The organism is Salinarimonas soli, assembly GCF_008386575.1.
Lineage (GTDB): Bacteria > Pseudomonadota > Alphaproteobacteria > Rhizobiales > Beijerinckiaceae > Salinarimonas_A > Salinarimonas_A soli.
In genome coordinates this window covers 37004-62337 of sequence record NZ_VUOA01000037.1, presented here as the reverse complement: position 1 = coordinate 62337, position 25334 = coordinate 37004, and the positions used below count along the sequence as shown (strand labels likewise).

Here is a 25334-nt window from a genome sequence, read left to right as displayed (position 1 = left end):
CCGAAGCTCCTTGTGGTGACGAAGCCGCAGGTTGTCCACATCATTGCAATTCCCAGGGGACTTGAAAACGGTTCACACGTCCGGCTACCGTGGATAACCCGATCGGGCGGGGCCAGCGGCGAAAGGCGGGCCATGGACGTCAGCGTCATTCTTCCTTGCTACAATGGCGCTCTGACGCTTCGGGCGCAGCTCGACGCGCTGGCCCGTCAAAGCTTCTCCGGCACCTGGGAGCTCGTCTTCGTCGACAACGGCTCGACCGACGACTCCGTCGCGATCGTCGAAACCTATCGCGGGCGCCTGCCGGCCCTGACGGTCGTTCGGGCTCACGATGGCTCGGGACCGCGCCAGGGGGTGCACCACTCCTACAGCGTCGGCTTCGCCCATGCGTCGGGCGAGCGCTTCCTGCTCTGCGAGGCCGATGACGAGGTCGGCGACGGCTGGCTTCAGGCACTCGGCGACGCGCTCGCCATCCACCCTTTCGCGGGCGCGGCGATCGACTACGAGCGGCTCAACGAGCCGACCCTGCATCAAGGTTGGACGATGCAGAGCCGGGAGGGCGGCTTCCTGAGCTCCACCGTTCCCCTGCTCAAGCCCTGGTGCATCGGGTGCGCGATGGGGCTTCGGCGCGAGGTGTACGAACGAATCGGGGCGCCGACCGGCGAGTGCGGCACCTCCTGGGATATCGATTATTCCTGGCGCGCGCAGAACGCCGGCTTCCCGCTGACCTTCGTGCCGGAAGCGGTGGTTCACTACCGTTTGCGCGACCGCCGGCGCGCGCGCTTTCGCCAGGGCCGCGCCTGGGGCGACTCGCAGGCGCAGGTTCTGATCAAGTATGCCGCCCCGCTGAGCACAGGTGTCGTTCTGCGCTATCATGTCATGATCGCGCGCCGGGCCGGGGATCTGGTGGGCGAGGCCCTTCGCGCCGCCCGGGGCACCCGCACCGCTCGGTACGTCATGTGGGAGTTGGGCTGGTTCGCAGGCCATGTCACGGGCCTGAGGCACGTCTACGGCACCCTCTTCCGGCGTCGCGGAAGGAAGGGGGACATCTCTGCCGACGAGCCGCCCGTCACGGCGTGACAGGCGGATGAACGGCACCCACGGCCAACCGGCCGGGCATGGATCGCCGGACACGCCTGCCACGTTTCCTCCACCAGCGGAGATCCAAACATCGGAGCCGATTGGTGGAGAAGCTGAACGACTATCATAGCCATTCGCAGGAGTGCCGGCGCCTAGCGGCCCTGGCGAGCCGCAGCGACGAACGAGAGGCTCTCCTCGCGATGGCGGAGACCTGGGAGCGGCTTGCCGAGGAGCGCGGCCTCATGGCCGAGCCCGCCGACGAAGGCCTGAGACCCGACCAGTTGACCACCGAAAACGACGGGTAGGGCAGACGCGGCGACGCGCGGGCGGCGTGTCCGGTCGCGGCGTCGCGGCGGGCTGCGCCGGGGTCACTCCCGCTTGCGCCTGGTCCCCTCCCCCAGCCTCCTCATGACCTACTGACCGGCGCTCTCCGATGGGTCCGGTTGGGCGTTGCTTGAGCAACGGGGCGGCCGACATGCAGCCAGATGGCGTGCGCCCTCACCCCGGCCGTCGATGACGTTGGTGGATCGTTCGCCGGCAGGCGAAGGCCGGTTTTCGGACAACCGTCACCCAGGACCGACATTCTCGGTTCCGGCGAAGGGTCGGTACGTGTTCGTCTCTCCCCGTCATCGAGATCTGGTTTTCTCGGCGCCTATCACACGTTGCGACGATCGCGTGCCGGTGTTGTAAGCGGACATGATGCATGTTGGGTTCGTAGCCACACCTGCATGCTATGGTCCCCGCATCATTGGCATTCGCCCTGGGCGCTGATGGCTGGGAGATGTCGCGCTCTCGCCTGCTCACGGAGAGCGCCGACATGGCTTCAAGCACGGACACGGAGCCTCTCCTCCGCAAGATCGAGAGCCTCGCGCGCTTCACCCTGTCGACGGCCGAGAGGAGCGCTCTGGCCGACATCCCGATGAGGGTGCAGGCATTGAGGGCGGATCAGGACATCGTGCGCTTGGGCGACCGCCCGTCGCGCTGCTGCGTACTCCTCGAGGGCTTTGCCTGCGTCTACAAGATGACCGCGGACGGCAAGCGCCAGATCACGGCGTTCCACATCCCCGGCGACATTCCCGATCTCCAGAGCCTGCACCTCCGCACCCTCGACAACAGCGTGGGCACCCTCACGGCCTGCCGCGTCGGCTTCGTCGATCACGAGGTGCTCCAGGTGCTGTGCCATACTCATCCCCGCATCGCAGGCGTGCTCTGGCGCGAGACGCTGATCGACGCCTCGATCTTCCGCGAGTGGATGCTGAATATCGGGCGCCGCGGAGCTTACAGCCGGCTTGCCCACGTCCTGTGCGAGCTGGTGACGCGCCTCGACGCGGTTGGGCTCGTCGATGACCAGACCTGCGAACTCCCGATGACCCAGATCGAGCTCGGGGACGCCACCGGCCTCACCCCCGTCCACGTCAACCGCATGCTCCAGGAGATGCGCGGAGCGGGGCTAATCACCCTCAAGAACGGCTCCCTGACGGTGCACGACTCGGCGGGCCTCAAGCAGATAGGCGAGTTCGACCCGATCTACCTCCACCTCGAACGGCCCGCCTGAGCCCTGCCGGAGGCACGTTCGCCACGGACGCGCCGCCATCACCTCGGCGCCGTCCGACCGTAAGGTCGTGAGCCTTCGGACCATTCCGCATCGCAAGGACCCGCCCGGGGGCATCGCCCTGACTTGGCCAAGGCCATGTCGGGTCGCGCGCCGCGTTCCGGCGCACCTGCAATCGCCGATTTTCCGTGGGCACCCGGCTTGCAGGCTTCGGTCGCGGAGCTAAGCTCGGCGTGAATGAGAGGGGTCGCTCATGCCAAGCTCACGAGCCGCCATCCGGATCTCCATCGCCCTAGCTGGGCTGCTCCTCGGCCCGCCGATCGTTGCGGCCGAGGAGCAGGTGCAGGTCGGGCGCGGGGTCGGCTTCCTCAACGTACCATCAGGGGCGAACGTGGGCGCGGTGCTCGTCTCAGGCTCGGGCGGGATGTCGCCCAACGATCTCCTGATGCGCTCGCGTCACTTGTTCGAGCGCCAGGGCGTCGCCACCCTCATGATCGCCAACGACAACTCGCCCCTGCGGGCCGTCGAGTTGCTTCGCCAGTACGTGCCCCGCGTGAGCCTCGTCGCCATGAGCGCCGGAACCCTGTCGGCTGCGCGAGCCGTGGCCAACGGAGCGCGGCCGAACAGCCTGGTGTTGATCAGCGGGTTCCTGACCCCCACGGAGGTGAGCGGCTCGGTGAGCAGCATCGTCGGCCGTCCCGGCACGCTCCCACCCACCCTCGTCATCCACAACAGGCAGGAGGAGTGCGAGCGCACTCCCGCCTCGGGCGTCGCTCCGTTCATCGCCTGGTCGCGCGGCCGCGCGCAGGGCATGTGGGTGGCGTCGGGCAGCATGGGGCGAAACCCCTGCGGGCCGCTGAACTTCCACGGCTTCCCAGGCTCCGAGGACGCGGTCATGCAGGCGGCCGGGCAGTTCGTCAGCCGTTACTGAAGGCACATCGACCCCGCGCCCGCCGTTCAGCCCAACCCTCGGCAGAGGTCGCGGTAACGAGCACGCGCGCGGCAAATCACAAGCATTCCCTGCAATCCCCCGGCCCGTGCGTCCGGTCATGATGCCTGCTCGCCTAGCATGGGAATGGTCATGTCAACTCACGGGAATCCGCTGCTCGAGCCCTTTCGGCTGGGATCCATCCAGCTGCCAAATCGCATCGTCATGGCACCGCTCACGCGCAACCGGGCCGACCATGCCACAGGCGCGCCGCATGACCTGAACGCCCGGTACTACGCCCAGCGTGCCTCCGCCGGCCTGATCATCTCGGAAGCGACCCAGATCTCGCGGCAGGGCCAGGGCTACATCTGGACACCCGGGATCTACACGCCGGAACACATCGCGGGCTGGCGCAAGGTCACGGAGGCGGTGCATGCAGCGGGCGGGCGCATGTTCGCGCAGCTCTGGCACGTGGGTCGCGTGTCCCACACCTCGTTGCAGGAGGATGGCGCGGCGCCTGTCGCGCCGTCGGCGATCCGCGCGAAAACCCAGACGTTCCTCGAAACCGGCTTCGTGGACGTCTCCGAGCCGCGCGCCCTCGCGCTCGACGAGATCCCCGGCATCGTTCGCGATCACGGACAGGGCGCGCTCAATGCGAAGGACGCCGGGTTCGACGGCGTCGAGATCCACGCGGCCAACGGCTACCTGCTCGACCAGTTCCTGAGCGACAACGCGAACCGGCGGACGGACCGGTATGGCGGTTCGGTCGAGAACCGCTGCCGTCTCGTGCTGGAGGTCGTCGAGGCCGTCCTGAAGGTCTGGGAGCCTGGCCGGGTCGGCATCCGCCTGTCACCGGGCCCGACGGGGGATACCGTAGACTCGCAGCCGCAGACGCTGTTTGAGCACCTGCTCGGCGAGCTCAACCGGTTCGGTCTGGCCTATGTGCACGTTATCGAGGCCCCCGTGGACGGCCTCGACTACGGTGCGCTCCGTCGGACCTTCAAGGGCGCCTATATCGCCAATGGCGGTTACACGCGAGCACGTGCCATCGAGGCGCTCGGCGGGCGGCGAGCCGATCTCGTCGCCTTCGGGCGCGCCTATGTCGCGAACCCGGATCTCGTCGAGCGCTTCCGCACCGACGCCCCCCTGAACGAGCCCGATCATGCCACCTTCTATGGCGGCGGCGCCGAGGGTTATACGGACTACCCGGCCCTCGGCGCCGCTTCCGCCTAGGCAGGCAACGGCCCGCAAAGACCGTGCCTGCGCCGCCCTCGCCTGCAGCACCAGGGCACCGGCCGAGCTCGTCCCGTGTTCACCGGGCCGGCGGCCCACGAACCTGCCCACCGACCGGCACTGGCGCATTGGCGTCTCCCGATCGGCGGTCTCCCCCAGGCATCGCTCAACGGTTTCGGGGTGCGGTGAGACGTTTCGAGCATCACTTCCCCTAGCAGGAGCGTGGAAAAAGAAGGCGTGACGCCTTGCGTTTGAGGGTAACCTTTTGTTAACCATGCCGCCGGGGGAAGATATCTGCAGGAAATCCGACGGGTTCCACGTCAACGGTCCGCTGAGAGATCGGATCGCTCGACGTCGGCCGTCGTCTTGTGGACCAACCGGAAATGGCCCTAGTCGATGATGAGCGGGTTCAAGTGGCAGCGTCATGGTCAAGGTGCGAAGATCGCCTTGGCTCTCCCGGCCTGCGCGTTCGTCCTTCTGGTCCTGTTCGGCGTCATCGGCCTGCTACGGACCGAGGGCGCGGCCTTCGACGTTCGCGTACTTTACGGCGCGGGCGCCTGGTACCTTGAGGGCATCAGCCCCTACGGCATCCCGAAGACCGCCGCCAAGCTCCACGACATCGGGCTGGAGATGTGGGTCTATGCCTACCCGCCCCATCTCTCGCCTTTCCTGATGCTCCTCGCCTCCCTGAGCTTTGCGTGGGCGCGGGCGGTCATGGTCGTTGCGAATGTCGCGGCTTGCCTTGCGCTCGCTTTCCTCGTGGCCCGGTTCATGCAGGCCGAGGCGCGCCAGTCGGGCCGTCCCGTCGAGCCCTGGCTGCCGGCCGTCGTGGCGGCCCTGATCATCGGCAGCCCGTTCACCGCGCATGTCGTGTGGCTCGGCAACACCTCGCTCCTCATCGGCGCGGCGCTCGTGGGCGCCTGGTGGTTCGACCGCGAGCGCCGGCCCGTCATCGCTGGCATCCTGTTGGCGCTTGCAAGCATCAAGCCGCAATTCGCGCTGCTGCCGGGTCTCTGGCTGCTCATGGAGCGGCGCTGGACCACGGTGTTCACGGCCGGGCTCACCGTGGCCGCGCTCTCGGCCCTGCACGTGATCCAATTCGGTCCCATCCAGTCGTTTCGGCTCTGGCTGGAAGGGCTCGAGGTCTATGACCTCGTCGTCGATCAGCTCCAGCCGCACGCAACGCGGGGCCGGATGGGCGTCGACGTCTTCCTGAACTCGATGCACATCACCGACATAGTCGCGATTCCGCTCGGACTCGCGATCCTCACGGTCCTGTGGCGCTACCGGACCGCCCTGTCGCGCCTCGAAATCCTGGCTTCGCTGTGCGCCTTCGCCGTGCTGTTCCTGCCCTCGCACAATTACGACCTCGTCCTCCTTGCGCCTCTGGCCGGCGCGCTCGCCTTGAGGACACGCAGCGACGCCCAGCTGGCGTGGGTCGCTCTCACGGCCGGGCTCCTGATGATGCTGCCCCAGCGCTTCGTGCTCCTGTTTGCCGGAGAGCCGCTCACTTTCTGGCGCGTGCCGGTCCTCCTCTTCCTCCAGGTTCTCCTGATCGCGCTCACCGTGCGTCGCTACGCGGACGCTCCCATCCCTTTCAGCCGAGCCAAGAGCTAGAGCCTTCGGCGCGGGCCGGGCCGCGAGCTTGCGTGCCCAGCTGAACGCGGATAGGTGCGGGGCATGCTAACCCTCATCATCAGGTGGGCAGCTTGGACCGTCCTCGCTGCAACGATCGTCGCGTCTCTCGCCCCGATCGAGTTCCGTCCCTCGCTCGACACGGCGGAGAACCTGGAGCGGACGGTCGCGTTCGCGGTTCTGGGTGGAGTCTTCTGGCTGGCTTATCCGGAGCGCCGGGGCCTTGTCCTCGTCCTGGTGGTGAGCGCCGCGGGTCTTCTCGAGATGCTGCAAGCCTTTGCCCCGAGCCGGCATGGCCACGTTGACGAGGCGTTCGTCAAAGCTGCCGCTGTCGCGCTCGGATGCGCGGGTGCCGAGGTCGCCAAGAAGATCGGTGGCGATCGCAGATAATCTAACGGGGGACGCGCCCTGGCTATGACGGCCTCGGGGCGGTGGACCAAGCCTCGACGATGTGGAGGGGGAGCGTTCTCGACGCGCCGCCCAACAGCGCCGCTCCATGGTGAGCGGCGCCTGTCGCAATCTCGAAGACGGCACTGAGAGGATTGGTGGGTGTACTAGGGCTCGAACCTAGGACCCGCTGATTAAGAGTCAGCTGCTCTACCAACTGAGCTATACACCCGTTCGCCAAAGGCGATTGCGGGCGGCGCGGGGCCGCCCGGCAAGTGGCGTTCGTGTAGCAGGGCCCGACGAGGCTGTCCAGCCCTTTCGCGGCTCAGGCCGCCGATTTCGCCCGGTGGTATGAGCCGTCGCCGCACGAGACGAGGCGGTCCTCCGGCAGCACGGTGCCGGGCTCAAGGTCGGTCTGGGCGTCGATCTCGCGCCAGAGCGGGATCAGGCGCTCCAGGTCCAAGGCGGGCCATGCGTCGACGCCGTCGAGGACGAAATAGGTCTCCTGGAAGTCGTCGATCCGGTACTTGGCGCGCATCACGCGGGCGAGATCGAAGCCGACGCGGTTCGGCGAGGCGCTCTCCAGGGCGAAGATCGTTTCGCCCGGCGAGGACGCGATGCCGGCGCCCACGATCCGCAGGCCTTGCGGCGTGCGGGCGAGGCCGAACTCCACCGTGTACCAGTAGAGCCGCGCCAGCCGGTGCAGGCCGCCATAGGCCTGCGACGCGAGGCCCGCCTTGCCATAGGCCTCGAGATAATCGGCATAGACAGGCTGCATGATGAGGGGGACGTGGCCGAACACGTCGTGGAAGATGTCGGGCTCCTCGATGTAGTCGATCTGCTCGGGCTTGCGGATCCAGAAGCCCGCCGGAAATTTGCGGTCGGCGAGCAGCTTGAAGAAGACGAGATCCGGCACGAGGCCTGGTACCGCGACCACCTCCCACCCCGAGGCCGCCCGCAGCCGCTCGTTGAGCACCCGGAAATCCGGAATCCCGGTCCCCCCGATGCCGAGCCCGTCGAGGCCGTCGAGGAAGGTGTCGGCGATGCGCCCCTGCAGGATGTCGCGCTGGCGCCGAGCGAGGATGCGCCAGGTCTCGTGGTCCGTCTCGGTATAGCTCTCGAACCCTTGCGGGACGAGGTAGTCGCGGGGATCGTCGGACGGCTTCGCTTGGGACATGACCGCTCCTCCTGTTCGTGACAGGATAACGCTCAAGCTGGGTCATGTTCCGTCGAACTCGACGTTCAATGCCTCTGATGAGGTCTGATCCTGACCATCCATAGGGAGATGACATGAAGCGCCCGCTCTCCCCGTCCGATCGCCGGATCCTGCGCGTGGTGCAGCGCGACGGCCGCATCACCGCCGCGGCGCTTGCCGAGCAGGTCGGCCTTGCGGCCTCGCCCTGCCTGCGGCGGCTGAAGGCCTTGGAGGACGACGGGATCGTCGAGGGCTATCGGGCGAGGGTGAGCCGCAAGGCGCTGGGCTTCGACGTCGAGGCCTTCATCTTCATCAAGCTCGAGCAGTCGGAACCCGGCTGGCGTACCCGCCTCGTGGACCGTCTCAACACCTACGAGGAGGTGATCGCCTGCTATGCGCTCGCGGGCGACGTCGACCTGCTGGTCCACGCGGTGGCCGAGACGATCGAGAGCTTCGGCGAGTTCACGATGAACCGGCTTTTGACCTTGCCAGGGGTGGCGGACGTCAGGTCGAGCTTCGTTCTCTCGGCCGTGAAGCCGCCCTCGCCGTTACCCGTGCGGGAGTGAGCGGTCCGATCCCAGGGGTCTCGGGCGGCGCAATCCGCTCCGGATGAGGGCAGGCGGAACGCTGGCTGTGGAAGCGCGCGCCATAAGCGGTGAGGCCCGAGCTGGTTTCCCAGCCGCGCCTCACCCCAAGCCCCCATGCCCGAAGGGGGAAGCCCCCTACTCCGCCGCGGCCTGAGCGTGGATGCCGCCCTCGCCGCGGGCCTTGAGCTTATTCAGTGCGCCGAGATAGGCCTTCGCCGACGCCACGAGGGTGTCCGGGTCGGCGCCGCGGCTCATGACGGTCCGGCCGTCAGAGGCGAGCCGCACGGAGACCTCGGCCTGGGCATCGGTGCCCTCGGTGACGGCGTGCACCTGGTAGAGTTCCAGCACCGCCTCGTGGGGCACCAGCGCCTTGATGGCGTTGAACACGGCGTCCACGGGCCCGTTGCCGTCGGCTTCCTCGGTGTGCACCGAGCCGTCGATGTCGAGCTTCATCGTAGCGCGCTGCGGGCCGCGGGTGCCCGCGATCACGGTGAGCGAAACGAGGCGGACCCGGTCATGTGCATGGGCGATGCGCTCGTCGACCAGGGCCTCGATGTCCTCGTCGTAGACGTGCTTCTTGCGGTCGGCGAGATCCTTGAAGCGATTGAACGCGTCCTCGAACGCGTTCTCGGACATCCGGTAGCCCATCTCCTCGAGCTTGGAGCGGAAGGCGTTGCGGCCCGAGTGCTTGCCCATGACGAGCGAGGTCTTCGACACGCCGACGCTGTCGGGGGTCATGATCTCGTAGGTCTGGGTGTGCTTGAGCATCCCGTCCTGGTGGATGCCGCTCTCGTGCGCGAAGGCGTTGCGGCCGACGATCGCCTTGTTGAACTGGACCGGGAAGGAGGTCACCGTCGAGACCAGCTTCGAGGCGCGGGTGAGCTGGGTGGTGTCGATCCTGGTCTCATAGGGGAAGGCGTCGCCGCGGGTCTTGATCGCCATGACGATCTCCTCCAGCGACGCATTGCCGGCCCGTTCGCCGATGCCGTTGATGGTGCACTCGACCTGCCGCGCGCCGCCCTGGACGCCCGCGAGCGAGTTCGCCACGGCCATGCCGAGGTCATCGTGGCAATGGACCGAGAACACGGCCTTGTCGGCGTCGGGCACGCGCTGGCGCACCATCTGGAACAGGGCGCGGTACTCCTCGGGCGTGGTGTAGCCCACCGTGTCGGGGATGTTGATCGTCGTCGCGCCGGCCTTGATCGCCGCCTCGACGCAGCGGCAGAGGAAATCGTGCTCCGTGCGGGTGCCGTCCTCGGCCGACCATTCCACGTCGTCGACGAGGTTGCGGGCGCGGGTCACGGAGGCGATCACCATCTCCAGCACCGCGTCGGGCTCCTTCTGGAGCTTGTATTTCATGTGTACGGGCGAGGTGGACAGGAAGGTGTGGATGCGCGGGCGCTGGGCGCCACGCACCGCCTCGCCGGCCCGGTCGATGTCCTTGGCGCTGGCACGGGCGAGCCCCGTCACCACGGCGCTCTTCACCACGCGGGCGATCTCCGTGACGGCCTCGAAGTCGCCGTTGGAGGCGATCGGGAAGCCCGCCTCGATGATGTCGACGCCCATCTGGTCGAGGAGCGCCGCGACCTGCAGCTTCTCCTCCAGGGTCATGGTGGCGCCGGGGCACTGCTCGCCGTCGCGCAGGGTGGTGTCGAAGATGAGGACGCGGTCCTTGTCGGAGCCGGTGGCGGATGCGGTCATGGGACGGGTCTCTTTTCGGTCAGCCGCGCGCTTGTCTGATCAACGCGCCGAGATGCGGATCGGGTCTCGAACCCCTGAGAGCCCAGGCGCCATGCGCCCAGCCGGCCCTCAGGGGCGGCTAAGCGAAAGAAGGCCGATAAGGGGCGCGCGCAGGAAGAGGCCGGCCACGGCCGGCTCCTGGAAGGCGCTGATCTGGGAGCCGGTTTTCACCACGGCTCATCCCCGGTTCGGCGACGCGGCATCGTTCGATCCGCGACAAGACGGCATCACTTCTACAGGCTGTCCGTTCGCCCGGCAAGGGGAGCGCATCCCCTGGGTCAGCGCCCCGTCCGCTGGACGATCACACCGTACCAGCCGAGTCCCCGATAGGTCTCATAGCCGGGCGTGTGGTGGAAGGCAGTGACGGTCCCGCCGCGCGGATCGCGCTCGATGCCGCTCTCCCGGCCGCGCAGATCCAACGCGAGCGTCTCCGACAGGATGCCCTGGCCATCGGACGCCGCGAGCACCCGGCGCCTGGAATCGACGAGCAGCACGCGCGTGCGCTCCCGGTCCTCCGGCGCGACCCGCACGCCGTCGACGATCGCGCGCGCCTGCGGCTCCCAGTCGAAATGGACCGCGAGCACGCCGACCGGCTTGCCGCGCGGATCGCCCCGCTCGCGCACGCTCGCGCAATAGCTGGCGACCTGGGCACCCCCGAGCCGCTCCTGGCGGGTGACGTCGCCCGCCACGAAATCGTCGCCGCTGCGCAGCCCTTGAGCCTGCCGGAACCAGGGCTCGCCGGCGACGCTCGCGCCCCGCACCCCGGGATAGCGGTCCGGCCGGCCGTTCGCGATCACCCGTCCGTCGAGGTCGCAGAGCCACAGATCGAGATAGACCGTGTAGGCCGAGAGGATCACGCCCATGCGCTGGGCCGCGTGAGCCGCCCGTGCGGCGTCGGGCGCCGCGGCACAGTCGACGAGCGCCGCGTCCGTCGCCCACCAGCGCACGTCGCACGTGCGCTCGTAGAGATTCCGGTCGATGAGCTCCACGGCATTGAGGGCCAGGTCGACGAGGCGGTCGCCTTGCGCCTTGTCGGACATCCGCCGCACCATGTCCTGGAGCTCGCCGATGCGCCCGGCGAGCTCGGCCTCCAGCTCCTTGGCGATGGACTCGATCTCGGCCCCGACGGTTCGCACCTCCTGCGCCACGACGGAGAAGCCCCGGCCCTGGTCGCCGGCGCGGGTGGCCTCGATCAGGGCGTTGAGCGCGAGGATCTTCACCTGACCCGTGATCGCCTGGATGCGTCTGGTCTTGTCGGCCGCGACCTTGCGCACCTCGGCGGTGGCGCGGGCCATTCCGTTCAAGGATCCGTCGGCTTCGGGCGTGCCGTCCGGAGCGGAAGTGACCAGGCGGGGAGCGGCGTTCATGGTGCGTCCAACGTCGGAATCGACTGAGAGACCTTCGCAGAACACGGTTACTGGGTTATGAATAGGTCCACACCCTATGGGTGGATTGATTAAGGCACTTCACCTTTTGAGACCAGCTCCGGGAGCGTAGCGGGGTTTACATAGGGTTCTCCCGCTTGCAGACAGATTGACGAAGGCTTTCTGAATTTCAATCTTCAGTTGCTTGGAATGAGGATCAATCGTGATCAGCACCTTCGAGGCGGAGAAGGACGCCCTGTCCCCCCAGGTCAGGAGCTGGTTCGGTGCCGGCGTGCAGACCGTCGCGTCCCATGCGGCTGTCCAGGCGCTCTCCGGGAAATGGCTGCAAATCCGTGGTGAGCGGGATCCGTGCCTCGAGGATTTCTGGCACGATCCGCCGGAGGCCCTGGTCAACTACACGATCCTCTTCCTCAAGGGGGACCAGGACTACACCTACATGCACCATGGCCGGGCCCTGCGAGAGCGGATCGGCTTCTCGATGCAGGGTCTCCGTCTCGGTCAGCTGCGCACCCGGGTGCGGACGGAGCTGCAGGCGATCTACGATCGAGCGACGACGCGCTTCGAGCCGGCCTACTTTCAGTCCTTCGCCGACTTTCAGCAGGACGTGATCCTCTGGGGCCGGCTGTGCCTCCCGCTCCGGATCAGCGCGGACGACCAGCGCGTGGCGCTCCTGATCTATTGCCATCCGATCGAGGACAAGGCGTCGATGTTCCGCGCCCTGTTCGAGCACTCGGCGACGGCGATCCTGATCGCCACGCCCGTGCGCGACGAGCTCGGCGCCATCGTGGACGCCTGGATCATCGCCGAGAACGGCCAGGCCGCGCGGCTCACGGGCCTGCGCGAGCACGCCTCGGCGAATCTGCTGCTGCGCGCGCTGCCGATGTTCTCGTCCGACGACCTCTGGCATCACCTCGTCGGTGGCCTCGACCGGGGCGTCATGTCGGCGCTCGTGAGCGAGCAGGCGACCGGGCGCACGCTGCGGATCGAGGCGGAGGCCGTCGGGGAGTTCATCGCCTTGCGCCTGTGCGAGAACGGGGCGCCGCCGGCCTTCATCGTCGCGTGACGGCCGGACCTTGACGCCGCCCCGGAGCGCCCCAAACCTCCGCGGGGCGGCTCCGCCGCCCGCAACGCCACGATCAACCCAGGATCCCACGTGCCACCCGTCCGCTCCGCCGTCCTCGCCGCCCTTCTCCCCCTCGCCCTCGCCGCCTGCAACCAGACGAACCAACCGGCCACCATCGGCGCGACGCCGGCCGGCGTCACCCCGGGGTCGTTCCAGCTACCCGCGGGAGGGGGATGCTCCGGAGACGTGGCGCAGTTCAGGGCCGTGATCGACAACGATCTCGCGACGGGCAACGTCGCGCAATCCGTGCATGGCCGAGTCGCGCGGGAGATCGACGGCGCGGCAGCAGCCTGCTCGGCCGGTCGGAGCGCCGATGCATCCCGCATGATCGCCGCCACGAAGGCCCGCTTCGGCTATCGCTGAGCGAGGGCGTCGCGCAGATACGCGAGCAGGAAGCGGGGCATCCGTGCCTCGTCGATGTCGGCGGGCTCGCGCACGATCACGATGTCCGCGAGCTCCGGATCGGGCTGGGCGGCGATCAGCCCCCGGATCCGGTCCCTCGCTGCCTCCGCGCTCTCGGCGAGCGCGACGGGGCGCATATAGGCGATCGTGGGCCCGTCGCGCACGATGGTCCAGCCCTCGCCGACCGTGACGTCGCCCTCCCCGAGCCCCGTCTCCTCCCGCAGCTCGCGCAGCACGCTGCCCGCGAGGTCCACCCGGCCGTCCTCTGTGAGGTCGGACCGATCCGGGGTGCCGGCCGGGAAATAGATGCGCCCGCGATTGGCTGTGTGCGGCCCCATGACGCCGAGCACGTAGGCGCCGTCGGCGGCCCGCAGGGCTCCCATGGCGAAGCCGTTCGCGATGGCGGGGTCGGGAAACCCGAACTCCTTGAAGGCGAGGAACGCCGCGAAATCGACCTCGAAATAGGCGGCTCGGAAGGTGTCCTCGTCGAAGTGCAGGTCGCGCATGAGGAGGACCTTGCCGTTGAACATCCGCGGCTGCTCGGTGAGCCGCCGCTCCCAATGTGCGGCGATCCGATCCGCATTCTCCTCCGCCCAGGCCCAAGGGCGCGGCGCATAGCGCGCGTCGAGGTGGCGGACCCGCCTGATGACCGGCTCGCTCAAAGCCGCAGTTGCCCTTCCATGACGACCACCGCGTCGCCGCCGATCTCGGCGGAGGCCAGGGCGCCGTCCCGGATCACGAGCTGGAGCGCGATGTCGCTCGGGCGGCCCATGTCGTAACCCTGCTCGATGCGGATGTCGTGCTCGCCGTCGCCAAGCGGCTCGAACTGCATGAGCGTGCCGGCGAACGAGGCGGCGGCCGAGCCCGTCGCGGGATCTTCCTTCAGCTCCGGGGCGGGAAAGAACATCCGCGCCCGGAAACCGCTCCCGTGACGGGCATAGACATAGACCGACGGGTGGCTCGACTCGCTGAACACGGCCGAAAAGCTCTCGGCCGAGACCCGGCAGCGGGCCAGCGCGTCGAGGGATGCCACGGGAACGAGGTCATAGGGGACGCCGGCGTCGTGGCGGGACGGGCGGTGCCGGTCGAACCCGATCTCGGTCGGATCGAGGCCCAACGCCCAGGCGCAGCGCGCCTCGTCCACGCCCTCTCCCCAGACCTTGGGCAGGCGCGGCAGGCGGAAGCGCGCACGCCCCCTGCCCTCCCCCGTGCGCTCGGCGACGCAGGACACCACGCCGACCCCCTCCTCCAGGCCGAACGCCACCGCGTCCGTGCCGCCTTGCTGGTCCATGAGGCCGAGCAGGACCGCGGTCCCGACGGTCGGATGGCCGGCGAAGGGTAGCTCGTGCTTAGGGGTGAAGATGCGCAGCTTCGCTCGGTGGCGCGGGTCCTCGGGCGGCTGCACGAACACCGTCTCGGAGAGGTTGAACTCCTTCGCGATCGCCTGCATGCGCTCGGTATCGAGCCCGTCGGCGTCCAGCACGACGGCGAGCGGATTGCCCGCGAGAGCGCGGTCTGTGAACACGTCGAGGGTGACGAAGCGGCGCTGCATGGACGAATCCCGATCTGACGGGCCAACCTAAAGCCGGCGGGGCGGCACGTCGATCTCGACGACGAGGGGGCAATGATCGCTCGCCTTCGGGCGGTCCCACCCGACGCGCGGATAGCGGTCGGCCCGTGTCGCCAGATAGGCGACGGAGCGGTCCGGATGGGCAGGGTCGAGAGGTACGCGGTAGGGCAGCCCCCGCCGTACGATCTCAACCGCGGGCTCCGGATTCGCCGCCGCGAGCGCCGGGGAGAGGAGCAGGTAGTCGAGCTGCACATGCTCCTCGACGAGGCTCCCGTCCTTCAGCATGGCCTGGTGGAACAAGGTCCAGCGCTCGGCGGGCAGCAGCCGTTCGACGGGGTTCACGCCGAAATCGTCGAAGAGCACGTCGATGCCGCTCGGCAGCGAGCGCTCGGCGCGTCCGCCCGCCAGGATCCGCTCGCGAAAGTCGTTGAGGTCGCCGGCGACGATCCAGTTCGCCTCCCGCCATTCGTCGCCGAAGCGCTCCTGGACGATGGCCCGCACCGCCTTGGCCTCGGCCTCGCGGATCGGCCGCGTCGCGTCCCGTCCGCCTTTGTCGGGCTGCCCCATGGACTTGAAATGGCAGGCGAAGATCGTGAGCTCCGCCTCGCCGAGGTCCAGGGTCGCCTCGAGGCAATCGCGATTGAAGACGAGGTCGTCAGGGCCGATGCCGAACTCCGCGAGGCTCTCGTCGAGGACGCCGAGCTCCCCGAACGTGCGCTCGTGGTGGGACTTGAACCGCACGTCGTTCTTCCCCGCCACGAGGTCGCGGCGGGCCGCGAAGGCGACGTCGATCCCGCGCGGATCGTTGCCGTCGATGACCTTGAGGTGGCCGTAACGCAGATCCGTGAACTCGTGGACGTAGTTCGCGAGAAAGGGCTGGAGTACGCCAAGGTTGTCGACCTCCTGGCAGATCAGCACGTCGGCGCGCGCTTCCGCGATGGCGAGCGCGGTGGCCTGTCGCTTCTCATCCTCGACCATGAGCGCGATCGCACGCTCCGCGTTCTCCCGGTCGCGCGGCTCGGAAAAATCGAAGAGGGACAGGGCCGCCTTCGTCTCGGGACGCGCGCTCTTGCCGAAGGCGTCGCGGGCAGCAAGATTCTCGATGTTGAAGGTGGCGATGCGCAGGCGCACGGGCGGGGACCTCGGGTCGGACGGCGGGCCCCACCGCAACGGGGAGATTCGCTCCCGGTTCCGGGCTAGACCTCCTCGACCGGAAAGCGCCGGCTCGGGTTCACGAACTCGTCCTGCGCGGCTACGGTCAGGATCTCGCGGGAGCCCGCCTCCTCCGTGCGTTTCATGAGGCCGTAGACGGAGGCTGCCGCCTCGCCGAGCGCGGTTGCTGCGCTGCGGGTGCGCGCGTAGTGCACGAAGAACAGGGCCGCGATGGCGTCGCCCGCCCCGTTGACGCTGATCGAGAGCTTCGGCGTACGCACGCGCCAGAATCGGTCGCCCTCCCCGGCCAGCAGGTCGATCGCATCCTCCGGGGTTTCGTCGGTGTGGAGCGAGGTCACGAGCACCACGCGCGGTCCCGTGAGTTGGATCGCGGCGACGGCCTCCTTGGCCGCGGCCAGCGTCGGGGTCGCGCGGCCGGAGAGATATTCGAGCTCGAACTGGTTGGGGGTGATCACGTCGGCGGCCGGCACCGCTTGGTCGCGCATGAATTCGGGAATGCCGGGGCGCACGAAGACGCCACGCCCGACATCGCCGATCACGGGATCGCAGCAATAGAGCGCGCCCGGGTTTGCGGCGCGGACCTGCGCCACTGCGGAGAGGATAGCGCTGCCGATATCGGCGGACCCCATATAGCCGGAGAGCACCCCGTCGCAGCGCCCGAGCACCCCGCGCTCCGCGATCCCCTCGACGAGCTCCTCGATGGCCGGCCCGTCGAAGACCCGCCCCTTCCAGGCGCCGTAGCCCGTGTGGTTCGAGAACTGCACCGTGTGGATCGGCCAGACCTCGACCCCGAGCCGCTGCATCGGGAACACGGCCGAGGCATTGCCGACATGGCCATAGGCGACGTGGGACTGGATCGAGAGGATGTTCATGGGCGGACCGGCGTTGACGGGAGCCTGTTATAGACCATGGCGCGGGGCGGGGGAGTCCCCCGCCGCACGAGCCGCGGTCAACGCCGCCAATTCCACATCCGTCAAACGGTTTGCGGGGTCGTGGCGGAGCCGCTATGGCACGGCTTACCCTCGCCCCTCCCCGAGCCGAAGAGCGCCATGGACCTCGACCAGATCAAGGATGCCGTCGTGGCCTTCGTGGTGGCTCACCAGGCCTATGCGCCCTTGATCGTGGGGATCCTCGCCTTCTGCGAGTCCCTGGCGTTCCTCTCGCTCCTCGTCCCCGCCACGGTCCTGCTGGTGGCGATCGGCGTCTTGATCGGGGCCACGGGTCTCGAGTTCTGGCCGATCTGGCTCGGCGCAACGGTGGGCGCCTTCCTCGGCGACACGATCTCCTACTTCCTCGGCCGCTACTTCCAGAACGGCGCCCTGACCGTCTGGCCGCTCTCGAAGAACCCCGGCATGATCGAGCGGGGACGGGCCTTCTTCGGGAAGTGGGGCGCCTGGGGCGTCTTCATCGGCCGCTTCTTCGGCCCGCTACGTGCCGTGGTGCCGCTGATCGCGGGCGTATTCGCGATGCCGGTGTTCCTCTTCCAGATGGCGAATGCCAGCTCGGCGATGGTGTGGGCCTTCGCGATGCTCGCGCCCGGAGCGGGGCTCCTGCAGGCCCTAAAGTAACGCGCCGGGCTGGCCGCACGGAGCATGCCTCCACGGGCCTCCCGCCATAGTGAGGAGCCCGCGTGAGCGGGCGTCTCGAAGCACGCGGAACGCCTGCCACAGCGCTCAGCGGACCACGGCGCGGTCTTCAAGGCCCACTTCGTGGGAGCCTCAGGACGAGGTTAAGGGCAGGCGAACGGGCATCAATCGGGCAGCCCTTCACAACGCTTCCAGCACCACTTCGAGCGTCATCAAGATAGGGTTGTCGCCGCGCACCAGCCGCCCGCGCGCCACCGCGCCGGAGAGATCGACGAGGCCGACCTCGATCTCGGCTTCGAGATCCCCGCCCTCTCCCGTGGCGATCCGGCCCCCGGCAATCGCCATTTCCGTGGCGAAAGGCTCGACCGCGGTACCGTCCGTGAAGCGGGCCCCGATGATGCTTCCGACCCCGCCATGCAGTTGGGCGGCCCGGATGCCGCGCTCGGCGCAGAACCGCTCCAGCGCGCCCGCCAGGTCCCCGTTGGGGCACAGGCGCAGCGCATGATAGGGCCCCTCGCCTCCGGCCCCGATCGCACGGGGCGCAAGCAGCGGCAGGTTCGTCTCCGGGTCCGGCGTCGCGGCGAAGAGCGCGTCCGACAGCCCGACGCCGACTGCGTGCAAGGATTCGCCGACGATCGTCTCCTCCGGCAGAATATGGCCGCCATGCACGGCCCCGTCGGCCTCGCGCCAGAGGGCGTGGCAGTGGAAGAACGGGGCACCGTCGCGCTCGCCGAAGGTGAGCGCCCCCATGACGATCCGTCCGCCACCCGTAGGGCGATGCGTCTCGCTGTAGAACGCGGCGTGGCGCGGCGTCGGCGAGAGGGCGGGCATGACATAGGCCAGCGGGTCGAGCGTTCCCGCATTGAAGCGCAGCACCCCGCTCGTGAAGCCCTCGCGCCCAAACGCCTCGCGGACGGCGTCGAGGAGGAGCTCGCCAGCCGGCAGGTCGAAGGCAACGGGGCGGCCGCAGGACGGGACGCAGAGGAGACGTTCCGGGCGCGGTGGGCCCGGCTGGACGATCGTTCTCATCCCCGTGCCGCCGCAAGCGGGACGGCGAGCTCCCCGCGAGCTTCCAGCTCGTCGCGCACCATCCGCTTCGGCACCTTGCCGTAGCCGGATTTCGGCAGGGCCTCCCAGAACAGGACGCGCTTCGGCATCTTGTAGCGGGCGATCTTCGACGTGAGGAATGTGACGACGTCGAGTTCCGACACGCTCGCACCCTCGCGCGTCACGCAGACCGCGATGCCCACCTCGCCCCAGGTCGGGTCGGGCACCCCGACGACCGCCACCTCTGCGATGCCGGGGTGGGTGAGGATCTTCTCCTCGATCTCGCGCGGGTAGATGTTGGAGCCACCGGAGATGTACATGTCCGACGCCCGGCCGGTGATGTAGAGGAAGCCCGCCTCGTCCATGTGGCCGAGGTCGCCCGTGCGGAACCAGCCGTCACGGAACGCCTTCGCGTTGGCCTCTGGGTTCTCGTGGTAGCCCGCGAAGACCGCGGGACCGATCACGCAGATCTCCCCCGTCTCGCCCGGCGCGAGCTCCCGCCCCTCGTCGTCCTGGATTTGCACCTGCATGCCCGTGCGCTCGAAGCCGCAGGTGCCGATGCGGGCGTCAGGGCCGTCCTCGAGGGTGTGGAGCGCGGGCGGGAGAACCGTGATGTTGCCGGTGACCTCGCCGAGGCCGAAATATTGCACGATGACCGGCCCGAGCCGCCGCAGGGCCGTCTTCTGGTCCTCCCGGTACATCGGGGCGCCCGCATAGATCACATGGCGAAGCGACGAGTGATCGTAGCGGTCCGCGGCGGGGTGCTCGGCCAGCATCTTGAGGATGGTCGGCACCGTGAACAGGTTCGTGACCCGGTGGCGCTCGATGAGCCGATAAGCCTCGTCGATGTCGAAACGGTCGCCGGGCATGAGGATCGATGGGGCGCCTCGCGCGCCGAGCACGAGCTGGTGCACGCCCGCGCCGTGGGAAAGTGGCGCCACCACGAGGGATGCGTCGCGCTCCGTCGAGCCAGGCACCAGATCGGCGAGGTGGTTCGTCACCACGAAGGCCATCTGGCCGTGGGTGAGCACGGCGGCCTTGGACCGGCCCGTCGTTCCCGAGGTGAAGAAGAACCAGCAGGGGTCGTGGTAGGTGACGGGCGCATCCTCGACCCGGGTGCCCGCATGGGCGGCCACGACGGCGCCCACCTCGGCCTCGCCGAAATCCGCCGAGCCGATAGACCAGGTGAACCCGAGCCCCGGACATCCCGCCGCCACGGCCGCCGCGTGGTCCGGGAAGTCGGCGTGGCACAGGAGGGCCTTGGCGCCCGAATCGATCGCCAGGGGCACCACCTCCTGAGGGGTGAGCCGGAAGTTCGTCGGCACCCAGACGGCGCCCAGGCGAAAGGCGGCGAACATGGACACGTACATGTCCAGGCAGTTCTTCGAGTGCACCAGGATCCGGTCGCCCTTCGCGATCCCGCGTGCGCGCAGGCCCGCCGCAAGGGCGGAGACAGCCGCGTCGATCGCGGCCCAGGTCCAGGTGCGCTCGCCCCAGACGAGCGCGGGCCCGTCGGGCAGGCGGCGCGCGTTGCGCGTGACGAAATGGGCCAGGTTCATGACCCTCATCGAGACAGGAAGGCCCGTCATGGCAGACGCTCCGGGGGCTGGGGCGGAAAGGTTGAGATGAGGCGGTTCACCGGCTGCCTCCCGCTGCCCGGCGCGGGCGGGATACCGGGGCTGCGCCGCTCTCGGCCATCCGCCGCTCCAGGTCGCGCACCTCGCGGGCCAGCGCCCGCGCCAGGACGGGCTGCCGGTTGGGCTGGAGGCGGCTCTCGACGCAGGCGAGCGACAGGCAGGCGACCGCCCTCCCTCTGGCGTCGCGAACCGGCATGCCCATGCCCCACGAGCCGGGAAACAGGAGGCCGCGGTTCATGGCGTAGCCCTGTGCGCGGCTCTCATGGACGAGGTCTCGAAGGAGCGGCGGGGTCAGAACTGCGTAGGAGCGCGCCAGCCAGGCCTCGTTCGCCGTGAGAGCCGCTTCCACGTCGCCATCCTCCAAAGCCGCCAGGATCGCGAGGCCGCCTGCCCCGGCGCCGAGCGGGTGCCGGTCGCCCGGCGCCAGGACATGGGAGCGGAGGGGATAATCGCCGTCCTCCCGCTGCAGGCAGACCGCGGACCAGTCCCGGCGGATCTGGAAGAAGGCCGCGTCCCCGGTCTCCTCGGCAAGTCGGACGACGCCCTCATGCGCCAGCCGGTGCAGGCCGAATCGCTCCGCCGCCAATGTGCCGAGAACATGCGCCTCAGGGCCCAGGAAATAGCGCCTCGAGACGGGATCCTGCTCCATGAGCCCCGCATCGATGAGAGCGACGAGGATGCGACGGCAGGTGGGCTTCGACAGCCGGGAGCGCTCCACGAGATCGCTCAAGGCTGCTCCCCCGGCCCGGCTTCCCGCGACGAGCCGCAGCAGCGCGACGGCACGGCCGATGCTCTGCGTTCCGGTGCCGTCGATGGCGGCCTCGACCGGCGGGATGCGACGCTGTTCCATATCTTGGACCTATGTCCGACCCGTGCGCCATTGACAGCTGAGGCAAAGTCGGGCTCTCGTCAACCGACGCAAGAGCATCGGGGACCTCGACCGGCCGCGCAAGCCATGTCTTGCCACCGGGACGGGCGGAAACCCCGGGCGAGGCAGGTCCGCGATGTGGACCTGTCATGGGAGGACGGGATGACACGGACCGGAGCCGGGATTGACCGGACATGCCTGCCGCGCGACCCTTCGTCGTCCGGCGGCTCGGCCGCTCACCCCGCGAACGGCTAGACGAGGGCCCAATGTCCGCCATCAGCGAGAATGCCGGGCCGATGCCGCCGCAGGCTCTGACCGTTGCTCCCACCCGCTTCGGCGCGATGCTGATGAAGCCGTTGGAGGCGGTCTCGGCCGGGCTCCTCGTCCTCATCATCGGCCTTCTGCTGCTCGGCGTCGTCTCGCGCTACGTGTTCTCGCTGCCCATCGTGTGGGTCGACGAGGTCGCGTCGTTCGCCTTCCTCTGGCTCGCGATGCTCGGCTCGGCGATCGCCATCGACCGCAACGAGCACCTGCGGCTCACCCTTCTCCTGAATATCGTGCCGCGCCCCGTGCGCGGCCCGATGCAGGCCTTCGCGCTCCTCGTGACCGCGACGTTTCTCGCCGCGATGCTCCAGCCGGCGATCGAGTACGCGATGGAGGAGTGGTACATCCACACCCCGGCGCTCGGGATCCCGAACACGTTCCGGGTCGCGGCGATTCCGTTCGGCATCGCGACCATGCTCGTGATCACCCTCGTCTATGCGGTGCGCTCCTCGACCATGCCGGCCTTGCTCGGCGCAGCGGCGATCGTGGCCGTCGCAGGCGGGGCGTTCTGGCTTCTCTCGCCGGCCCTGATGGGCCTCGGCAACCTCAACATCCTCATCTTCCTCGTGGCGATGGTGGGCCTGTGCCTCGCCGCCACGGTGCCGATCGCCTTCTGCTTCGGCATCGGCACGGTCGCCTTTCTTACCTTCACGACCCATGTGCCGATCTTCATCGTGGTGGGGCGCATGGACGAGGGCATGTCGAGCCTCATCCTGCTCTCCGTGCCGATCTTCGTCCTGCTGGGCTGCGTGCTCGACGCCACGGGCATGGGCAAGGCGATCGTCGACTTTCTTGCCTCGCTGCTCGGCCACGTGCGGGCCGGCATGTCCTATGTGCTGCTGGGCTCGCTGTTCCTGGTCTCCGGCATCTCGGGCTCGAAGGTGTCCGACATGGCGACCGTGGCGCCGGCTCTGTTCCCCGAGATGAAGCGGCGGGGCTACAAGCACAAGGAGCTCATCGCGCTCCTCTCCACGGGCGCCGCCATGGCCGACACGGTGCCGCCGAGCATCGTGCTCATCGTGCTGGGCTCAGTCGCGGGCGTCTCGATCGCGGGGCTCTTCACCAGCGGCTTCGTCATCGCCATGGTGCTCCTCGTCGGCCTTGCGGTCCTGGCCCGCTGGCGCGCGCGGGGAGAGAGCATGAGCGGGGTCCGCTGCGCTCCGCTCTCAACGATCTGGGGCACGATGGTCATCGCGGCCCCGGCGCTGGTGCTGCCCTTCCTCATCCGCAGCGTGGTGGGCGGGGGCATCGCGACCGCGACCGAGGTCTCCACGATAGCGGTGCTCTACGCGATCGTCATCGGCATCGTGCTCTATGGCGGCATCGGCCTGCGCAAGTTTTACGACATGCTCGTGGAAACGGCGGCCCTGAGCGGCGCGATCCTGATGATCCTGGGCACCGCGCTCGCGATGGCCTGGGCGCTGACCCAGACGGGCTTCGCCCAGAAGCTCGCTTTGTTCATGACGGGGCTGCCGGGCGGCTGGATCGCCTTCATGGCGCTCACCATCGTTGTATTCATGCTGCTCGGCTGCGTGCTGGAGGGCCTGCCCGCCATCGTTCTCATGGCGCCGCTCATGTTCCCGATCGCGAAGAGCCTTGGCATCAACGACGTCCACTATGCCATGGTGGTGGTCACGGCGATGAACATCGGGCTGATGACGCCGCCGATCGGGATCGGCTTCTATCTCGCCTGTAAGATCGGCAACGTCTCGCCTGACGAGGCGATGGGCGCCGTCTGGCCCTACCTGCTGGCACTCCTCGCGGGGCTCATCGTCATCGCGCTGGTGCCCGGCTTCTCGACGTTCCTGCTCTAGGCGACGATCGAACCGATCACCTTAAGAAGCGGGGCCGCACACGCACGAGCCCCGCCGGCCAACACGCACAAGGGAGAGAACCATGACCATCTCACGTCGCACCATGCTGGCGGGCACCGCGTCGGCCGCTTTCCTCGCGGGCTCGGGCGCCCGCGCCCAGACCGCCGAGTTCAACTACAAATACGCCAACAACCTGCCCCCGACGCACCCGCTGAACCAGCGCGCCACCGAGGCCGCGGACCGGATCCGGGCTGAGACCAAGGGCCGGGTCAACATCCAGATCTTCCCCAACAACCAGCTCGGCTCCGACACCGACATGCTGAGCCAGGTGCGCTCGGGCGGCGTCGAGTTCTTCACCCTTTCGCCCCTGATCCTCTCGACACTGGTGCCCAACGCCTCCATCAGCGGCATCGGCTTCGCCTTCCCGAACTACGACGCCGTCTGGAAGGCGATGGACGGCGATCTCGGCGCTTATGTGCGCCGCGAGATCGGCAAGGCGAACCTCGTCGTCATGGACAAGATCTGGGACAACGGCTTCCGCCAGATCACGTCGTCCAGCAAGGCGATCCAATCACCTGCCGATTTGAAGGGCTTCAAGATCCGTGTGCCCGTGAGCCCGCTCTGGACGTCGATGTTCACGGCCCTCGAATCCGCGCCGGCCAGCATCAACTTCGCCGAGGTCTACACCGCCCTCCAGACCCGCGCGGTGGACGGCCAGGAGAACCCGCTCGCCATCATCTCAACGGCGAAGCTCTTTGAGGTGCAGAAGTTCTGCTCCATGACGAACCACATGTGGGACGGGTTCTGGTTCCTGGCCAACCGCCGCGCCTGGGAGCGGCTGCCCGAGGATCTGCGCCCGATCGTGGCGAAGCATCTCAACGAGTCGGCGATCGCCGAGCGCGAGGACGTGGCGAAGCTCAACGCGACGCTGCGCACGGAGCTCACGTCGAAGGGCATGGCCTTCAACGATCCCGACACCACGGGCTTCCGCGACGCGCTGCGCAAGGCGGGCTTCTACGCCGAGTGGAAGAAGAAGTACGGCGACGAGGCCTGGGCCATCCTCGAGAAGGCCACCGGCGGCAGCCTGAGCTGAGGCACGCTCCTCTCCCGCCCTACCACCGCGATCCCCGGGCTCGACCCGGGGATCCAGACCCACGCGCCAGCCGTGAGCGGCGAAGCGTTCGCGACGGGCTCGGGCGAGCGCGCCGCCGCTCCTCTCACGCGGCATGCATCCCTCTCCCGTCCGGGACCGTGGAGACGACGAGACCTCCCATGCGCTTTGCAGATCGCATCGCCCTCGTGTTCGGCGCCGGCTCGTCGGGTCCCGGCTGGGGCAACGGCAAGGCGGCAGCGGTAACCTATGCGCGCCAGGGAGCGCGGGTCGTGGCGATCGACCTCGACGCCGGGGCGGCGGAGGAAACGGCCGGCATCATCCGGAGCGAGGGCGGCGAGGCGATCGCGGTGGCGGCCGACGTGGCGAGTCTCGCGTCCGTCGAGGCCGCCGTCGCGGCCGCGATCTCGGCTTACGGCCGGCTCGACATCCTGCATAACAATGTCGGCGTGGTGCTGCATGGCGGCCCGCTCGACCTCGACGAGGAGGCGTTCCGGCGCAACCTCGACATCAATCTGGGCTCGGTGTTCCGCACCGCGAAGGCGGTGCTGCCGCATTTCATCGCGGCGGGCCGGGGCGTGATCGTCAACATCTCGTCGATCGCGGCGGTGCGTTGGATCGGCTATCCCTACTTCGCCTATTACACGGCGAAAGCCGCCGTGAACCAGGCCACCGTCGCGCTGGCGATGCAATACGCCCCGCACGGCATCCGGGCGAACTGCGTGATGCCGGGCCTCATCGACACGCCCCTCATCTACCGACAGATCGCGAGCCAGTACGCCTCGGCCGAGGAGATGGTCGCCGCCCGCGCGAAAGCCGTGCCGCTCGGCCGCATGGGCGATGCCTGGGACGTTGCCAACGCCGCCGCCTTCCTGGCATCCGACGAGGCCCGCTTCATCACGGGCGTGTGCCTGCCCGTGGACGGCGGGCAGACCTGCACGATGAATCCCGTCACCTGAA

General features: G+C 68.5%; 24 protein-coding genes and 1 tRNA gene. 14 read left to right on the top strand and 11 right to left on the bottom strand.

The window, feature by feature from the left end; translation table 11 throughout:
* The first annotated feature begins 15 nt into the window (after positions 1–15).
* The 7 genes from F0L46_RS20810 (at position 16) to F0L46_RS20780 (ending at position 6815) form a co-directional block, all read left to right on the top strand.
* Positions 16–1077 (top strand): glycosyltransferase family 2 protein, encoded by a 1062-nt coding sequence (locus F0L46_RS20810; RefSeq protein ID WP_149821176.1) that lies wholly within the window; start codon positions 16–18, stop codon positions 1075–1077.
* Positions 1078–1181: 104 nt separating this feature from the next.
* Complete coding sequence (locus F0L46_RS20805; RefSeq protein ID WP_149821174.1) at positions 1182–1382, top strand: hypothetical protein; 201 nt, start codon at positions 1182–1184, stop codon at positions 1380–1382.
* 512 nt (positions 1383–1894) lie between these two features.
* Entirely contained in the window at positions 1895–2632 is a 738-nt protein-coding gene (locus tag F0L46_RS20800; RefSeq protein ID WP_149821172.1) for a Crp/Fnr family transcriptional regulator, read from the top strand.
* 250 nt (positions 2633–2882) lie between these two features.
* Positions 2883–3560: a hypothetical protein gene (locus tag F0L46_RS20795; protein ID WP_149821170.1), complete on the top strand. Its 678-nt coding sequence runs from the start codon at positions 2883–2885 to the stop codon at positions 3558–3560.
* Positions 3561–3710: 150 nt separating this feature from the next.
* Positions 3711–4790 carry an alkene reductase gene (locus tag F0L46_RS20790; protein ID WP_149821168.1) on the top strand — a complete coding sequence of 360 codons (1080 nt, stop codon included), beginning with the start codon at positions 3711–3713 and terminating at the stop codon, positions 4788–4790.
* A gap of 447 nt (positions 4791–5237) precedes the next feature.
* Complete coding sequence (locus tag F0L46_RS20785; protein ID WP_188312066.1) at positions 5238–6407, top strand: glycosyltransferase family 87 protein; 1170 nt, start codon at positions 5238–5240, stop codon at positions 6405–6407.
* Between the two features lie 63 nt (positions 6408–6470).
* Positions 6471–6815, top strand: coding sequence for a VanZ family protein (locus F0L46_RS20780; protein ID WP_149821164.1), 345 nt, complete (start codon positions 6471–6473; stop codon positions 6813–6815).
* A gap of 153 nt (positions 6816–6968) precedes the next feature.
* Here the strand turns inward: F0L46_RS20780 and F0L46_RS20775 are convergent.
* Positions 6969–7044 (bottom strand) — tRNA-Lys (locus F0L46_RS20775).
* Between the two features lie 93 nt (positions 7045–7137).
* Complete coding sequence (phhA, locus tag F0L46_RS20770; RefSeq protein ID WP_149821162.1) at positions 7138–7989, bottom strand: phenylalanine 4-monooxygenase; 852 nt, start codon at positions 7987–7989, stop codon at positions 7138–7140.
* A gap of 113 nt (positions 7990–8102) precedes the next feature.
* Here phhA and F0L46_RS20765 point away from each other — a divergent pair, with 113 nt between their 5' ends.
* Positions 8103–8573, top strand: a complete 471-nt coding sequence (locus tag F0L46_RS20765) for an Lrp/AsnC family transcriptional regulator (protein ID WP_149821160.1) — start codon at positions 8103–8105, stop codon at positions 8571–8573.
* 156 nt (positions 8574–8729) lie between these two features.
* On the opposite strand, the gene F0L46_RS20760 is transcribed toward F0L46_RS20765, so the two are convergent.
* Both F0L46_RS20760 and F0L46_RS20755 read right to left on the bottom strand, forming a co-directional pair.
* Positions 8730–10295 carry a 2-isopropylmalate synthase gene (locus F0L46_RS20760; RefSeq protein ID WP_149821158.1) on the bottom strand — a complete coding sequence of 522 codons (1566 nt, stop codon included), beginning with the start codon at positions 10293–10295 and terminating at the stop codon, positions 8730–8732.
* A gap of 317 nt (positions 10296–10612) precedes the next feature.
* Complete coding sequence (locus tag F0L46_RS20755; protein WP_149821156.1) at positions 10613–11701, bottom strand: methyl-accepting chemotaxis protein; 1089 nt, start codon at positions 11699–11701, stop codon at positions 10613–10615.
* 220 nt (positions 11702–11921) lie between these two features.
* Here F0L46_RS20755 and F0L46_RS20750 point away from each other — a divergent pair, with 220 nt between their 5' ends.
* Positions 11922–12782 carry a hypothetical protein gene (locus F0L46_RS20750; RefSeq protein WP_149821154.1) on the top strand — a complete coding sequence of 287 codons (861 nt, stop codon included), beginning with the start codon at positions 11922–11924 and terminating at the stop codon, positions 12780–12782.
* 90 nt (positions 12783–12872) lie between these two features.
* The gene (locus F0L46_RS20745; RefSeq protein WP_149821153.1) at positions 12873–13205 is read left to right on the top strand and encodes a hypothetical protein; all 333 of its coding nucleotides are present in this window, start codon (positions 12873–12875) and stop codon (positions 13203–13205) included.
* Here F0L46_RS20745 and F0L46_RS20740 read toward each other — a convergent pair.
* The 4 genes from F0L46_RS20740 to pdxY form a co-directional block, all read right to left on the bottom strand.
* Positions 13196–13774: an NUDIX hydrolase gene (locus tag F0L46_RS20740; RefSeq protein ID WP_240540085.1), complete on the bottom strand. Its 579-nt coding sequence runs from the start codon at positions 13772–13774 to the stop codon at positions 13196–13198. The two genes, F0L46_RS20745 and F0L46_RS20740, sit on opposite strands and share 10 nt — an antisense overlap.
* A 128-nt stretch (positions 13775–13902) precedes the next feature.
* The gene (locus F0L46_RS20735) at positions 13903–14796 is read right to left on the bottom strand and encodes a PhzF family phenazine biosynthesis protein (RefSeq protein WP_149821149.1); all 894 of its coding nucleotides are present in this window, start codon (positions 14794–14796) and stop codon (positions 13903–13905) included.
* A gap of 27 nt (positions 14797–14823) precedes the next feature.
* A complete protein-coding gene (locus F0L46_RS20730) occupies positions 14824–15945 on the bottom strand; it encodes an endonuclease/exonuclease/phosphatase family protein (protein ID WP_149821146.1) in 1122 nt (373 codons plus the stop codon).
* A 65-nt stretch (positions 15946–16010) separates the two neighbouring features.
* Positions 16011–16859, bottom strand: a complete 849-nt coding sequence (gene pdxY / locus F0L46_RS20725) for a pyridoxal kinase PdxY (RefSeq protein ID WP_149821144.1) — start codon at positions 16857–16859, stop codon at positions 16011–16013.
* Positions 16860–17036: 177 nt separating this feature from the next.
* Here pdxY and F0L46_RS20720 point away from each other — a divergent pair, with 177 nt between their 5' ends.
* Positions 17037–17555 (top strand): DedA family protein, encoded by a 519-nt coding sequence (locus F0L46_RS20720; RefSeq protein ID WP_149821142.1) that lies wholly within the window; start codon positions 17037–17039, stop codon positions 17553–17555.
* 198 nt (positions 17556–17753) lie between these two features.
* Here the strand turns inward: F0L46_RS20720 and F0L46_RS20715 are convergent, their stop codons facing one another.
* Genes F0L46_RS20715 through F0L46_RS20705 form a run of 3 tightly spaced genes read right to left on the bottom strand, consistent with a single transcriptional unit; the run spans position 17754 to position 21107 of the window.
* Entirely contained in the window at positions 17754–18602 is an 849-nt protein-coding gene (locus tag F0L46_RS20715; protein WP_149821140.1) for a PCC domain-containing protein, read from the bottom strand.
* Positions 18599–20209, bottom strand: coding sequence for an acyl-CoA synthetase (locus tag F0L46_RS20710; protein WP_149821138.1), 1611 nt, complete (start codon positions 20207–20209; stop codon positions 18599–18601). The genes F0L46_RS20715 and F0L46_RS20710 overlap by 4 nt, the downstream gene beginning before the upstream one ends.
* Positions 20210–20255: 46 nt before the next feature.
* Positions 20256–21107, bottom strand: a complete 852-nt coding sequence (locus F0L46_RS20705; RefSeq protein ID WP_149821136.1) for an IclR family transcriptional regulator — start codon at positions 21105–21107, stop codon at positions 20256–20258.
* 314 nt (positions 21108–21421) lie between these two features.
* Here F0L46_RS20705 and F0L46_RS20700 point away from each other — a divergent pair, with 314 nt between their 5' ends.
* The 3 genes from F0L46_RS20700 to F0L46_RS20690 all read left to right on the top strand — a co-directional run bounded on the left by F0L46_RS20700 (position 21422) and on the right by F0L46_RS20690 (position 25333).
* A complete protein-coding gene (locus F0L46_RS20700) occupies positions 21422–23263 on the top strand; it encodes a TRAP transporter large permease (RefSeq protein WP_240540090.1) in 1842 nt (613 codons plus the stop codon).
* Positions 23264–23345: 82 nt separating this feature from the next.
* Positions 23346–24356 (top strand): TRAP transporter substrate-binding protein, encoded by a 1011-nt coding sequence (locus F0L46_RS20695; protein WP_149821132.1) that lies wholly within the window; start codon positions 23346–23348, stop codon positions 24354–24356.
* 179 nt (positions 24357–24535) lie between these two features.
* The gene (locus tag F0L46_RS20690; RefSeq protein ID WP_149821130.1) at positions 24536–25333 is read left to right on the top strand and encodes an SDR family NAD(P)-dependent oxidoreductase; all 798 of its coding nucleotides are present in this window, start codon (positions 24536–24538) and stop codon (positions 25331–25333) included.
* Position 25334: the final 1 nt, after the last annotated feature.

What these genes read in the sequence shown, in the direction of transcription:
- F0L46_RS20800 (WP_149821172.1), top strand. Translation starts at nt 1,895, where the DNA reads ATGGCTTCAAGCACGGACACGGAGCCTCTCCTCCGCAAGATCGAGAGC.
- F0L46_RS20795 (WP_149821170.1), top strand. Translation starts at nt 2,883, where the DNA reads ATGCCAAGCTCACGAGCCGCCATCCGGATCTCCATCGCCCTAGCTGGG.
- F0L46_RS20790 (WP_149821168.1), top strand. Translation starts at nt 3,711, where the DNA reads ATGTCAACTCACGGGAATCCGCTGCTCGAGCCCTTTCGGCTGGGATCC.
- F0L46_RS20780 (WP_149821164.1), top strand. Translation starts at nt 6,471, where the DNA reads ATGCTAACCCTCATCATCAGGTGGGCAGCTTGGACCGTCCTCGCTGCA.
- phhA (WP_149821162.1), bottom strand. Translation starts at nt 7,989, where the DNA reads ATGTCCCAAGCGAAGCCGTCCGACGATCCCCGCGACTACCTCGTCCCG.
- F0L46_RS20765 (WP_149821160.1), top strand. Translation starts at nt 8,103, where the DNA reads ATGAAGCGCCCGCTCTCCCCGTCCGATCGCCGGATCCTGCGCGTGGTG.
- F0L46_RS20760 (WP_149821158.1), bottom strand. Translation starts at nt 10,295, where the DNA reads ATGACCGCATCCGCCACCGGCTCCGACAAGGACCGCGTCCTCATCTTC.
- F0L46_RS20755 (WP_149821156.1), bottom strand. Translation starts at nt 11,701, where the DNA reads ATGAACGCCGCTCCCCGCCTGGTCACTTCCGCTCCGGACGGCACGCCC.
- F0L46_RS20740 (WP_240540085.1), bottom strand. Translation starts at nt 13,774, where the DNA reads ATGTTCAACGGCAAGGTCCTCCTCATGCGCGACCTGCACTTCGACGAG.
- F0L46_RS20735 (WP_149821149.1), bottom strand. Translation starts at nt 14,796, where the DNA reads ATGCAGCGCCGCTTCGTCACCCTCGACGTGTTCACAGACCGCGCTCTC.
- pdxY (WP_149821144.1), bottom strand. Translation starts at nt 16,859, where the DNA reads ATGAACATCCTCTCGATCCAGTCCCACGTCGCCTATGGCCATGTCGGC.
- F0L46_RS20720 (WP_149821142.1), top strand. Translation starts at nt 17,037, where the DNA reads ATGGACCTCGACCAGATCAAGGATGCCGTCGTGGCCTTCGTGGTGGCT.
- F0L46_RS20715 (WP_149821140.1), bottom strand. Translation starts at nt 18,602, where the DNA reads ATGAGAACGATCGTCCAGCCGGGCCCACCGCGCCCGGAACGTCTCCTC.
- F0L46_RS20710 (WP_149821138.1), bottom strand. Translation starts at nt 20,209, where the DNA reads ATGACGGGCCTTCCTGTCTCGATGAGGGTCATGAACCTGGCCCATTTC.
- F0L46_RS20705 (WP_149821136.1), bottom strand. Translation starts at nt 21,107, where the DNA reads ATGGAACAGCGTCGCATCCCGCCGGTCGAGGCCGCCATCGACGGCACC.
- F0L46_RS20700 (WP_240540090.1), top strand. Translation starts at nt 21,422, where the DNA reads ATGCCGCCGCAGGCTCTGACCGTTGCTCCCACCCGCTTCGGCGCGATG.
- F0L46_RS20695 (WP_149821132.1), top strand. Translation starts at nt 23,346, where the DNA reads ATGACCATCTCACGTCGCACCATGCTGGCGGGCACCGCGTCGGCCGCT.
- F0L46_RS20690 (WP_149821130.1), top strand. Translation starts at nt 24,536, where the DNA reads ATGCGCTTTGCAGATCGCATCGCCCTCGTGTTCGGCGCCGGCTCGTCG.